The sequence below is a fragment of the Pseudomonas sp. GM24 genome, assembly GCF_000282235.1.
Classification (GTDB): domain Bacteria; phylum Pseudomonadota; class Gammaproteobacteria; order Pseudomonadales; family Pseudomonadaceae; genus Aquipseudomonas.
On sequence record NZ_AKJR01000189.1, the window covers coordinates 13,987 to 26,132 of the forward strand.

At 58.9% G+C, this 12,146-nt stretch carries 11 protein-coding genes and 3 tRNA genes; 4 read left to right on the forward strand and 10 right to left on the reverse strand.

Going from position 1 to position 12,146, the window contains the following annotated elements; all coding sequences use genetic code 11:
* Nucleotides 1-30: 30 nt before the first annotated feature.
* The 4 genes from pgsA (at nt 31) to PMI23_RS20625 (ending at nt 1,130) form a co-directional block, all read left to right on the forward strand.
* The gene (gene pgsA, locus PMI23_RS20610) at nt 31-591 is read left to right on the forward strand and encodes a CDP-diacylglycerol--glycerol-3-phosphate 3-phosphatidyltransferase (RefSeq protein WP_007950102.1); all 561 of its coding nucleotides are present in this window, start codon (nt 31-33) and stop codon (nt 589-591) included.
* Nucleotides 592-651: 60 nt separating this feature from the next.
* Nucleotides 652-727, forward strand: a tRNA-Gly gene (locus PMI23_RS20615).
* A gap of 46 nt (nt 728-773) precedes the next feature.
* Nucleotides 774-847, forward strand: a tRNA-Cys gene (locus tag PMI23_RS20620).
* A 196-nt stretch (nt 848-1,043) separates the two neighbouring features.
* A tRNA-Leu gene (locus PMI23_RS20625) sits at nt 1,044-1,130 on the forward strand.
* A 606-nt stretch (nt 1,131-1,736) separates the two neighbouring features.
* Here the strand turns inward: PMI23_RS20625 and PMI23_RS20630 are convergent.
* The 10 genes from PMI23_RS20630 to PMI23_RS20675 all read right to left on the reverse strand — a co-directional run bounded on the left by PMI23_RS20630 (nt 1,737) and on the right by PMI23_RS20675 (nt 12,122).
* A complete protein-coding gene (locus PMI23_RS20630) occupies nt 1,737-2,021 on the reverse strand; it encodes a hypothetical protein (protein ID WP_007912280.1) in 285 nt (94 codons plus the stop codon).
* Nucleotides 2,022-2,278: 257 nt separating this feature from the next.
* The gene (locus tag PMI23_RS20635) at nt 2,279-2,509 is read right to left on the reverse strand and encodes a hypothetical protein (RefSeq protein ID WP_007912278.1); all 231 of its coding nucleotides are present in this window, start codon (nt 2,507-2,509) and stop codon (nt 2,279-2,281) included.
* Between the two features lie 118 nt (nt 2,510-2,627).
* Nucleotides 2,628-2,858, reverse strand: a complete 231-nt coding sequence (locus PMI23_RS20640; RefSeq protein WP_007912276.1) for a hypothetical protein — start codon at nt 2,856-2,858, stop codon at nt 2,628-2,630.
* A gap of 71 nt (nt 2,859-2,929) precedes the next feature.
* The gene (locus PMI23_RS20645) at nt 2,930-4,567 is read right to left on the reverse strand and encodes an ATP-binding cassette domain-containing protein (protein ID WP_007912270.1); all 1,638 of its coding nucleotides are present in this window, start codon (nt 4,565-4,567) and stop codon (nt 2,930-2,932) included.
* A gap of 145 nt (nt 4,568-4,712) precedes the next feature.
* Nucleotides 4,713-5,750: a DNA topoisomerase IB gene (locus PMI23_RS20650; protein WP_007912269.1), complete on the reverse strand. Its 1,038-nt coding sequence runs from the start codon at nt 5,748-5,750 to the stop codon at nt 4,713-4,715.
* Between the two features lie 72 nt (nt 5,751-5,822).
* The gene (gene modC / locus PMI23_RS20655; RefSeq protein WP_007912268.1) at nt 5,823-6,902 is read right to left on the reverse strand and encodes a molybdenum ABC transporter ATP-binding protein; all 1,080 of its coding nucleotides are present in this window, start codon (nt 6,900-6,902) and stop codon (nt 5,823-5,825) included.
* Nucleotides 6,903-6,905: 3 nt separating this feature from the next.
* Nucleotides 6,906-7,586 (reverse strand): molybdate ABC transporter permease subunit, encoded by a 681-nt coding sequence (gene modB / locus PMI23_RS20660; RefSeq protein ID WP_007912267.1) that lies wholly within the window; start codon nt 7,584-7,586, stop codon nt 6,906-6,908.
* On the reverse strand, nt 7,587-8,354 hold the full coding sequence (gene modA, locus PMI23_RS20665) for a molybdate ABC transporter substrate-binding protein (protein ID WP_007912266.1): 768 nt from the start codon (nt 8,352-8,354) through the stop codon (nt 7,587-7,589).
* A gap of 169 nt (nt 8,355-8,523) precedes the next feature.
* Nucleotides 8,524-9,588 carry an NAD(P)H-dependent flavin oxidoreductase gene (locus PMI23_RS20670; protein WP_007912264.1) on the reverse strand — a complete coding sequence of 355 codons (1,065 nt, stop codon included), beginning with the start codon at nt 9,586-9,588 and terminating at the stop codon, nt 8,524-8,526.
* 98 nt (nt 9,589-9,686) lie between these two features.
* Nucleotides 9,687-12,122, reverse strand: a complete 2,436-nt coding sequence (locus tag PMI23_RS20675) for a hypothetical protein (protein ID WP_007912262.1) — start codon at nt 12,120-12,122, stop codon at nt 9,687-9,689.
* Nucleotides 12,123-12,146 lie beyond the last annotated feature (24 nt).

Sequence of the window (12,146 nt, forward strand, 5' to 3'; positions counted from 1 at the left end):
TGCCCCTTCACCTCGTAGCCAGTTGTGCCGATGAATATCCCTAATCTGATTACCGTTCTACGCGTCCTGCTCATCCCGATCTTCATTTTGCTGTTCTATCTGCCTTACCAGTGGAGTTACATGGCCTCCGCCTCGGTGTTTGCCTTTGCGGCAGCGACGGACTGGCTGGACGGTTATCTGGCCCGTCGTCTGGAGCAAAGCACGCCTTTCGGTGCGTTTCTCGATCCGGTCGCCGACAAACTCATGGTTGCGGTGGCACTGGTACTGCTGGTCCAGGAACACGGCAACCTCTGGCTCACTCTGCCGGCGGCTGTCATCATCGGTCGCGAGATTGTGGTGTCGGCCTTGCGTGAATGGATGGCCGAACTCGGCGCCCGTGCCCACGTCGCCGTTTCCAATCTCGGCAAATGGAAAACCGCAGCGCAGATGCTCGCACTGGTGATCCTGCTGGCCAATCCTAAGGACTTCAGTTTCTGGGTTATCCTGGGTTACGCCTTGCTGATGGTCTCTGCTGGCCTGACATTGTGGTCGATGGTTCAATACCTTCGTGCCGCCTGGCCGCACCTGAAGACCGATGTTGAAAAGAAATAAAACTTTTTTGAATCAAGGGGTTGACGGAGCTTCTTAATTCTATAGAATGCGCATCACCAAGCGGGAATAGCTCAGTTGGTAGAGCACGACCTTGCCAAGGTCGGGGTCGCGAGTTCGAGTCTCGTTTCCCGCTCCAATTTGTACAGTGTTTGTTGTTGTGCTACTGACAGCAAATACTTTGAGGCCGAGTAGCAAAATGGTTATGCAGTGGATTGCAAATCCACCTACGCCGGTTCGATTCCGACCTCGGCCTCCACTATAAACAAGCTCCGTAGATCCATGATTTACGGAGCTTTTTTATTTGCACTGCGCTGCAAGATTTAGTCTTGAAAAACGGCCATTGCGAACTTGCTTCACCGGGAAGTGATGTATATATTTCCCGCACTACTGTTCAAGGCTGGATCCTGTCAGGATCGCTACCGTGCAGCAGAACACAGCAACACCGCGCTACCGCCCGAATGGCGAAACTGGTAGACGCATGGGACTTAAAATCCCCCGCTCGTAAGGGCGTGCCGGTTCGATTCCGGCTTCGGGCACCATCTTGAATCAAGGGTTTGCGGGCGAAAGCTGATGCAAACCCTTGTTTGTTTCCGGGTCTCAATCCAGGTCGTAAGCGCGCTGAAGTTGGTGCAATCCCATCCCTTGGGCTTGCAGGCAAAGGTGTGTGGAGGCCGTTGGCTGCTATCGGCAGTTTGCAGGCGTTACGAATAAGAAGCCCGGACGTATCCGGGCTCGTCGGGGAAAATTCAGCGCGAATCCACTTCTTTCGAAGAGCGAGAGGAAGATCTTTCAATCCGTCTCCGAAGCCAGCTGAAGATCGCGTGCACCGGGTGTAGGAAGGCGGTAAGCACGCCTATGAGCATGATGATGAAGATGGCAACAAGCGGGATGCTTTCGTGCGAGAACATGGTGGGTTACTCCTGTAGTCACTATGTCGGAACCCGCAGCCTAGACGCATCGAGCCATGTTTTCGATGAACGTATGTTCATCCTTCGGTGCCTCATTTGTGCTAAAGCGAGGCTCTCCAGATTGGCGGGATTGAGTCGATGTGGATGTTCGGACAACGCCGCGCGGCACCTTGAATATTAAAGGCCTGCATGAGTTTTCTCATGCAGGCCTTTTTTGTGCCTTGCTTATACGCGCTGCTAGACGAATGCTTGCCCGCTAAAGCCGCGAGGCAAGCGCTGAAGGCCGGCCATGGCGGTCAGGCGCTCGATCCATTCTGCGCGCCAATTTGTTGCGCCGTGCGAGGTTTTGGCCTGACGGGCCATGCGGCGGGTGGCGTTGCGCTGATCCTTTCGTGCCTGCTTGTAGGCATCGGTATTGCGGCAACTGCGGCACTTCACGCGATTGAGTTCGCGACTTGCCGACAGTTGTTTGCCTTTGTGGCCGCAGGCCAGATGCCCGTCGACGCTGAAATGGGTAACCATGACTGTCTCCTTTGCGACATGTATAAGTTATGACAACTTACGAACTGCAACCGTTCGCCGTTTGGGCATTGGCAAAAAAACACCCGCATGCGGGCGGGTGAGGGCGTTACTTTGCAAAGGAGTGATTTCACTGTAGTCGCGCGGATGTATTGGTCATGTGAAAAACTGGAAAAAGAAACATAGCGGCCAGACACATGCGCGGTGACCCATGTGTCACCGCTAATGAGCAAATTCCTGAAACCCTGGCCGGGTCGAGGTCATCTGAACCGAGGCAGTGGCCGATCAAGGGGTTTGAGCGCCGACAGCGTATTGCGAATCAGCGGAGCATCTTTCTCGATGTCGTTCAGCCGGTCACGGATGCGCAGGGCGGTTGGATGTCCGCCTTGGTGGTCGACCCAGTCGGCGATCTCTTTGCAGGCGGCCGCGAGGCGCGCTTGCCGAGCGTCGAGCAGGGTGAGGAGGGTGGTGATGGACTCTTTTTCGGACATGGAACACCTCCGTTCTATGAAACCTGAGCTGCAGCAAAAAGCCCGCGTGTTGCGAGCCTTCTGCCGTGGGGTGCTGCTCCTTCAGCTGGTTTCAGTATAGACCCGCTTCTGATCGGCATCAGCCGGACGGCGCGCGGGCCGGTAGTGGGGAACTGGCTGCGTTGAGACGCCTGCATTCGCGCTGCGCGTCCTGCTCTGCGTCGAAGCCGTCGCCGATAAAACCGCCGGTGCGAGTGTCGCAGATGCGAAACCAGCCAGTGGCTTCGGCGGGATCATGTTGACTGTCTCCGGCGCGTCGACCGTGAATGATGATCTTGTTGCAACGCTTCACGACGAAAATGTCTTCCATGGCGTCACCGCAGCTGATTCGTGTCAGATCAACTATAGAAGCCCTTGGCAATCGTGCAAAAAATAGACAGCTCAGCTCGTCGGTTGCCAGCGCCAGCCTTCGCGGTGCCAAGTCAAATGATGGCTTGGGTTTAACGACTCTAGAAACGCCTGATCGTGGGACACCGTGATAATCGCTCCGGGAAATGTCCGCAAGGCTTGTTCGAAGGCCTGCACCGACGCCAGGTCCAAATGATTGGTGGGCTCATCCAGCAGCAGTAGTTGTGCGGGTGTCTGGCGCCACAGCGCCAGCGCGAGCGCGGCTTTCAAGCGTTCACCACCACTGAGTGAGGCGCAAGGTCGGGTGACACGCTGCGCATCCAGTTGCAGTTGAGCGAGGTAACTGCGCAGCGTCCCTTCGCTCAAAGGCGTCTGCTGTGTCAGCAATTGATCGACAATAGATGCATCGGGATCCAGCAGTTTCAGCTGTTGATCGAGAAAGGCAAAAGGCACATGGGTGATGCACTCGCCACTCACGGGTGCCCACTCGCCAGCCAGCAATCTCAACAGCGTTGATTTGCCGCAACCGTTAGGACCGCTGACAGCAATGCGCATCGGCCCTTGAATGGCGAGGTCAAGCCGAGAGCTGGGCGCGTCTGCCGACAACCATGGCAAACAGGCGTCGACGAGTGTGCACACCCGGCGATTATCTGGAACCACGCTGCCCGGCAAATTGATCAGCACACCGTCGTCCAGCGGGACCTTGGCGTAAGCCTCACGAACGCGTTCATCCAGTTCGGATTTGCGTGCCTGATGGCCAACCTTTGTTTGCCCCGTGATGTCCCGCGCGGCCGCTTTCATCGCCGCCCGTTCGAAGGCAGAAACGTTGGCAGTTTGCGCATTGCGCCGGCTGCCAGCCGCGTGGCGTTGAATCGTATCGTGCTCGCGTTGCAGTCGCGTGCGTTCGCGCTGACGCTCGGTACGGGCCTGATCGAGTTGTGCCTGCGCGGCTTGTTGATGTATCCGGCGCTGCTCGGTGAAGGCCGAAAATCTTCCGCTGAAAACAGTTGCCCCCAGCGGTGTAAGTTCGACGATTCGCTGCATGTGCTCCAGTAGTTGCCGGTCATGGCTGACGACAATCAGTCCGCCCTGCCAGCGATCAAGTGCGCTCATCAGCCACTGTCGACCGGCAGTGTCGAGGTGATTGGTGGGTTCGTCGAGGACGAGCAATTGCGCCTGACTCAGCAACGCGCCGATCAAGGCAATTCTGGCTTGCTGGCCACCGCTGAGGTTTTCGGTCAGGTCCGTCGCGGTGATATCGCTCATCCCGGTCTCATCAAGCATTTCACGCAAGCGTTCGCTCAGGTCCCAACGTTCGCCGATGAGATCGAAATCTTCGCTTGTGGCACAACCGAGTTGCAGTCGCTCCAGTGCGCGGAGCACCGTGGCTGTTCCTGTGGCGTCAGCTACGGTTTGTCCATGTGTGGTGACCAAGGTTTGCGCGACATAGTGCGCGGACGCTGAACGTGCCACGCTGCCGAAATCAGGCTGCAAATGCCCGGCAATCAAACGTGCGAGCACACTCTTGCCGACACCATTGCGCCCGACGATAGCGGTCGGTTGACCATCGAAGTTCAGGTTCAGGGCTTCGAAAAGCGTTGCGCCATTGGCGAACTGAAAGCCCAGTTGATTCAGGGAAACGAGTGCGGCTGTACGCGAGACGTGAGTCATCGGCACCTCCAAAAAATGTCGTGAACACTGACAAACGCCGAAAGGGCCTGTCGCGATTACATTTTTAGAAGGCTGGATTGTTCACTTCTGCGGTCGTCCGGGGAGGAGGTGAAGGTCGCTAGCCTAGATGACGTTTTGCAGTGGATCAAGGGGCTTCGGTCATCTCGCTCATTTGTTCGAGAAACATCGCCAATGCCACTTCCTCGGCACGCAGGCCCTTGCGCACACGCGGCCGGGGCAGTTCAGCGAGGGCGCCGAGCATGAATTTCTCCACCACCGCGGGGTGGATGTAGCACTTGCGGCACACCGCCGGGGTGTTGCCCAATTGCTTGGCGACGCCTTTGACCATCTCCACCACATGCCGCTTGGCCTCCGTCTCGGATTCCCATTGCAACTCGCGCAACACCGCCAGCGCCAAGGCACTCCCCGCCCAAGTGCGGTAATCCTTGGCGGTGAAATCGGCGCCGGTCAGGGTTTGCAGGTAGGCGTTGACGTCGGAAGAGCTGACGGTATGTCGTTCGCCGTTTTCATCCAGGTACTGAAACAGGTTCTGCCCGGGAATCTCCAGGCAACGTTTGATGATGCGGGCCAGGCGTCGATCCTTGACGGTGATCTGGTGTTCGATACCGCTTTTGCCGCGAAACTGGAACAGGATCGCGCTGCCGTTGACCTCGACATGTCGGCTGCGCAGGGTGGTCAGGCCGTAGGAACGATTGTCGCGGGCGTATTGCGTGTTGCCGACGCGAATCAGTGTGGCGTCGAGCAGCGTGATCACCGTGGCCATGAGCTTGTCACGACTGAAACCGGGTGCGTCCAACAGTGCCTCCAGTTGTTTGCGCAATTTTGGCAACGCCAGACCAAACTCGCGCAGACGTGAATACTTGTCGGCATCGCGCACTTCGCGCCAGCGAGCGTGATAACGATATTGCTTGCGGCCACGGGCATCACGGCCGGTGGCTTGCAGGTGGCCACGCGGGTCCGCGCAGATCCACACGTCGGTGTAGGCGGGCGGCACGGCGAGGGCATTGATGCGTTTGATTTCGTCGGTGTCGGTTATGCGCTGACCTGACGGTTCGAAGTAGCTGAACTTGCCGCGCAGCTTCTTGCGGGTGATACCGGGCTGGGTGTCATCGACGTAATGCAGATCGGAGGGCAGTTCGGCAATCAGCTCGGTGTCGGGCATGGCGGTTTCCTTCAATGGCGCGGCGGTCTGTAAAACGATTGACCGCGCGCCGTTGCCGTCGTGCCGAATGATTCAGGCGAGAACCGCGACCGCTTTGATCTGCGCCCACAATGACTGGCCCGGATGTACGCCCAACTGATCTCTGGAGTAGCGCGTGATGCGCGCGAGCAGCGGGGTGCCGCCGGCATCGAGACGAATCAGCACGTGAGCGGCGTTGTCTGCCGATTGTTCGCTGACCACCGTCACCGGCAGTCGATTGAGAATGCTGCTGACCTCGCTGTTGTGCAGGGTCAGGCTGATATCGCGTGCGTGTACCTTGCAGCGCAGGGCCTGACCCACTGCCATCGGCGCGTGCGTGACACGGATGCTCATGTCGGTGGCCGGCAATTGCAGACTCAGCAATTGATACTCCGCATCGTAAGCACTGACCTGGCCTTCAATGATTACACCCGCGTCATCGCCCATCGCCATCGGCAGGTCCAGACGCGCAAGGGTTTCGCCGATCGGGCCGCTGGCCAGCGCCTTGCCTTCGCTGAGCAAGACCAGATGATCGGCCAGCCGTGCGACTTCATCCTGGGCATGACTGACGTACAGCAGCGGAATATCCAGCTCGTCATGCAGGCGTTGCAGGTAAGGCAGGATTTCACTTTTGCGCTGACTGTCGAGCGCCGCCAATGGCTCGTCCATCAATAGCAGCTTCGGGCTGGTCAGCAACGCGCGGGCGATACCGACTCGCTGGCGTTCGCCTCCCGACAAGTGCTGCGGATGGCGTTCGAGCAAATGACCGATGCCCAAGAGCTCGGTGGCCTGCGCCATGTCTACCCGACGCTGGGATCTGGCGATACGCTTGAGGCCGAACTGCAGATTGGCCAGCACCGACAGGTGCGGGAACAGGCTGGCTTCTTGAAACACATAGCCGAGCGCACGTTTGTGCGGCGGGACGAAAATGCCGTTGGCGCTGTCCTGCCAGATTTCGTCGTTGATCCGAATAAAGCCTTGTTCGGCGCGCTCAAGCCCGGCGATACAGCGCAGGCAGGTGGTTTTACCCGAGCCGGAATGCCCATAAAGCGCGGTCACGCCACGCCCCGGCAAGTTCAGGTCGACGTCGAGGCTGAAGCCCGAGTAGGCAATGTTAAGACGTACATCAATCATCACTCAGCTCCAGCCTGCGCGGGTTTTGCGACTGGAGTACAGCGCCAGCAACACCAGAAACGAGAACACCAGCATCGCCCCGGCCAGCCAGTGCGCCTGTGCGTATTCCATCGCTTCGACGTGGTCGTAGATTTGTACGGAAACCACGCGGGTCTTGTCGGGAATGTTGCCGCCAATCATCAGCACCACGCCGAATTCGCCGACGGTATGGGCGAAGCCAAGAATAGCTGCGGTGATAAAACCGGGGCGCGCGAGCGGCACAATCACGCTGAAAAAAGTGTCCCACGGGTTGGCTCGCAGGGTAGCGGCGACTTCCAGTGGACGGGTGCCGATCGCCGAGAATGCGTTTTGCAACGGTTGCACCACGAACGGCATGGAATAGATCACCGAACCGATCACCAGGCCTGTGAAGCTGAAAGTCAGGGTGCCCAGACCCAGCCATTGGGTGAATTGGCCGAGAAACCCGTGCGGGCCCATCATCAGCAATAGATAGAAACCGATGACGGTCGGTGGCAACACAAGGGGCAGGGCGACGATGGCGCCGATCGGGCCGCGCAACCACGAACGGGTGCGCGACAGCCACAGGGCAATCGGAGTGCCGACAACCAGCAGGATCGCGGTGGTCAGGGACGCCAGTTTCAGGGTCAGCCAGATCGCCGCGAAATCGGCACTCGTCAGCGACATTTACAGCTGGTATCCGTAAGACTTGATTACCGCAGCGGCTTTCGGGCCTTTGAGGTATTCAACCAAGGCTTTGGCAGCGGCGTTGTCTTTGCCTTTATTGAGGATCACGGCGTCTTGCTTGATCGGGTCGTGCATGCTCGCAGGGACGATCCATGCCGAACCGCTGCTGACTTTGCCGTCCTTGAAAATTTGCGACAGGGCGACAAAACCCAACTCGGCGTTGCCGGTCGAAACGAATTGGTAGGCCTGAGTAATGTTCTGGCCTTCAACGATCTTGGCTTTGGTGGTTTCGGTCAGTTTGAGTTTTTCCAGCACTTGTGTGGCTGCCAGGCCGTAGGGAGCCGCTTTCGGGTTGGCGATGGACAGGTGCTGGTACTCGTTGTTTTTCAGCACCTCGCCCTTTGCATCGACATAACCTTCTTTCGCCGACCACAGCGCCAGAGTGCCGATGGCGTAAGTGAAGCGCGAACCTTTGACGGTGTCGCCTTCTTTTTCGAGTTTTTCCGGGGTGGTGTCGTCAGCGGAGAGGAACACTTCGAACGGCGCGCCGTTCTTGATCTGGGTGTAGAACTGGCCAGTGGCGCCATAGGCTGCCACCAATTTGTGCCCGGTGTCTTTCTCAAAATCGGCGGCGATGGCCTGGATCGGCGCGGTGAAGTTGGCTGCAACCGCCACCTGCACCTCATCAGCCTGAGCAGCGCCAATGGCGAAGACGGCGAGTAAAGAGGCCAGGCAGGTAGGGGCAAAACGTGGGGCACGAATGGTCATGTAACAGCTCCGTGTTGGCGAGTGCAGAGGGCGCTTTTGTTGGACGTGGACTGCGCCCATGCGAGGGGGTGAATTCGCTATATAGCGAAATATATAGCGAAATGCCGCCAAACGGGAAGCGTTGCTTAAAAGCAGAGTGAGGATGCTTGAATCCTCACTCTGTTTAGCGTCACTGGCGAGTGAGTTTTGCCAATGCACCTTCGGCCAATTGCCGGGTCAGCTCAGCGCTGCCGATGTCTTTACCGAGAGTGAATGCCTGACCGGCCCAGAGGTTGGCAAACTCTGTTTCGTTGATCGCTCGCAGTGGCATCAGTGCACCACCGGCCAAGGGAAATGCCGGTGCCTTCGACGACATCGGACCCAGCTCGCGCATGACGCGGTTGAGAATACCCCGCGCTGGTCGCCCGGTGAAAATATTGGTGATCGCTGTTTCGCTCTCTTTGGCGGTGCGCAGTGCTTTGTGGTGAGCGGCGCTGACTTTCGCTTCCGGCGTGAACAGATAGGCTGTGCCGACCTGCACTGCTGAAGCGCCCAACAAGAATGCCGCTGCCACACCGCGAGCATCGGCGATGGCCCCGGCAGCAATCACCGGCACTTTCACCGCATCGACCACCTGAGGCACCAGGGCAAACGTGCCGACCTGACTGCTCAGATCATCGCTGAGAAACATGCCGCGATGGCCGCCGGCCTCGTAGCCCATGGCGATGATCGCGTCGCAACCGTTCTGCTCCAGCCAGATCGCTTCATCGACAGTGGTGGCGGAGGACAGAATTTTCGCCCCGGTTGCCTTGACCCGATCCAGCAGGGATTTCTCTGGCAGACCGAAGTGGAAACTCACGACCTCAGGTCGAAATTCTTCCAGCACTGCGCAGGCTGCCGCATCGAACGGTGCTCGGTTCGACACCGGCGTCGGTGCGTCGAAATCGGCGCCCAGTTCGCGGTAGTACGGTTCCAGCAAATGCTTCCATTCACGCGCGCGCTGCTCATCGGCCGGCGGTGGCTGATGGCAGAAGAAGTTGACGTTGAAGGGCTTGTCGGTGTGGTGGCGAATGGTGTTCAGCTCTTCGCGCAATTGCTCGATGCTCAGCATCGCCGCCGGCATCGAACCCAGGCCACCGGCATTGCACACGGCGATGACCATGGACGAATTCGTCGCACCGGCCATCGGGCCCTGGATGATCGGCAGTTCAATGCCGAGCAGGTCAAGAAGGCGCGTGTCTGGCCATTGGCTCATGAAGGCTGTACTCCAAACTATGAAAGGCAGAGCCGGTTTTTTAACAGCAAAACCGGATCCGCAGCCAGTTCGAAATTCAGAACAACCCGTGCAGTTTTTCAGCGTCGATGAAATCCGCCGCCTCCACCGCCGCCAAACGAGTGATTCATGAATTGCGAAGAGTTGTGAAAGTTGTTGGTTCGCTGGTTGCCGAAGTTGCGCGCAGCGGAGTCACGGTTGAGGTTCTGCAATTGCGCATTGTTATTGACCGGGGCAGTGCGAGTCGCGCCCCCGACCATCGATTGCCAGCCGTTGTCGGTCTTCTTGTAGACGTTGCCGTCGCGTCCTGCGTAAACGTTGTCGCCCACGTGTGCAGCGCCGCCGTTGCGCCCGCGAACCGCGCCATATTGAGTGGTGTTGCCGGTGTTGGGGTTGTACACGGCGCCACGATTGGCGGTGACCTGCGTGCCGTTACGCGCATTGCCGGCGGTGACCCGTTCACCGGCAATGGCACCACCGTTCGGCCCGACTGCCGCGCCGCTGCGTCCGGCTGCGTAATTGCCGGTGTAGACGTTGTGCACGGCACCGCGTTGACCGGCAGCCGCGACGCCCGTGCGTGAGTTGTAGGAAGCACCGACCTGGCCGGCCCAGCGATTGCCGGTCCAGGCGTTGTAGCCCGCGCCATAGCGGCTGACCGTGGCCCGGTCACCCCACTGATGATAGAGGTTGCCGGTTGTGCCGGCCCAGCCGCCAGGTCCCCAGGCCACCGCGCCACCGCGATAGCCGTAAGCGGCGCCACCCCAGGCCAGTGGCGCCGGGTACAGGTGCGGCCCCCAAGCATAACCCCAGCCGTAATTGCCCCACCACGGGTACGCGCCCCAGCCCCAACCCATCGCCACGGTGCTGCCGCCCCAGCTCCAGCCAAAACCGAAACCGAAGGTCCAGCCCGTCCACGGTGTATAGCGGATGGCGACGCCGAAACCGTAAGTCACCGGCGGGCCATACCAGACGCTGCCCACCCAGGGCGTGTAGGGATAACCGGTGCCATACACCACGACGCCCGTGTTCGGATCAAGATTTGAACCCTGATAACCCGGCGTGTAGCCGACCACCACGGTATCGCCGCTGGACTCGTAGACCTTGACGTACGTGAGGTAATGCATGGGCGAGCTCGGCGGGATCGAATAGATCACCGCTGGCACGGAACTGGCGACAACCCACGGGCCGTTCACACCGGTAGCGGTGAACCAGATACCGTTTTCCACGGCGTACCAGCTGTCGTTGTCGACTCGGATAATGGGCGTAGCGCTATTGACCACATATTGCAGCGTCGTGGTGTTGATGGCTTTGAGTTGCGGCTCGCCATCGAACTGTGGCGCGGTCATTTTCACCGCGCTTTTTTTGATCGCCGACGTCTGTGGAATAGTCGCAGCAATGGCGGCCTCTTTGGCTTGCGGCGTGCCGGCGACCGAAGCTTTGACGTTTTCCTTCGGGCTGTCATCGGGAATGTTGGCGAAATCTGCCGGCAGCTTGTCTGCCGGGGTAAACGTCCACGGGCCATTCATATCGGTGGCGCGAAACCAGCGCCCGGAGATCAGCACATAGCTGTTCTGGTCACCGATCTCCTTGAAGATGTGCCCGGTGGTATTGCTGACATACAGCAAACCGGTGCCCTGAATGGGCGTCCATTGCGCTGCGCCGTCAGTGACCAGTAATTCAGTGGGCGTGGTCGCGACAAAAATCTTTGGTTGTGGTGACCTGGCCAGGCTGGGGATTTTGTCTTTCGGGTCGCTTTGTCCGGTCAGCAGATCGACTTGCCGGCTCTGAATGGCGGTCTGTTTGGCTTTTTCCAGTTCGGCAAGCGGTGTGGCCAGGCGGGTATACGCGCCATTGATCTGGTCCGCGACCATCCAGCCATCAAAGACGTGCAGATAATGTTTGCCCTGCGTGTCTTTCAACAACAGCGGGCGAGTATTGATCACCCGCTGCAGCGCCGTGCCGTCCACCGATCGGTAGGCCGCATCGCCATCGATATAGACGAGCAGGGCGGGAACGTCAGAACTGATGATGGTCGGCGGCGTGTTTTCCAGCGGCGCGTTGTCAGTTTTCTGCTCGGCTGACAGAACGCCGACAGCCGCTTCCAGTTGATCCAGCGAAATGGTTTTCTTGCGGTTGTCGGCGTCCTTCTGCAGGGCTGCGATCCAAGTGTCGGCTTGACTGGCATCGGCCGGGAAATCGGCTTTGATGATTTTGTACTGATCCAGCGCGACCCAGCGCGTGGCCTTGTCGACCAGCGTATGCGCGCTGAACTGCACAATGCCGTAGGTTGATTTGCCATCGGCGTTGGTGGCTTCAACCGCCGCACGAGCATTGAGGGTGTAGCCGTCCCAACTGTCGAGTTGCGGCTGATAGACCGTCAGCTTCGCTTTGCCGCTGCTGATCACTTGCGGCCAAGTCGGCTCGCTCGGGGTCTCAGCGGCCGGTGCCGCCCAGGCACTGCCGAACGTCAGCAGGCACAGCATCAACATCATGAGAAACGAGCGCGGGTAAGGCATTGTCAGCTCCATCGACAGGCCGAT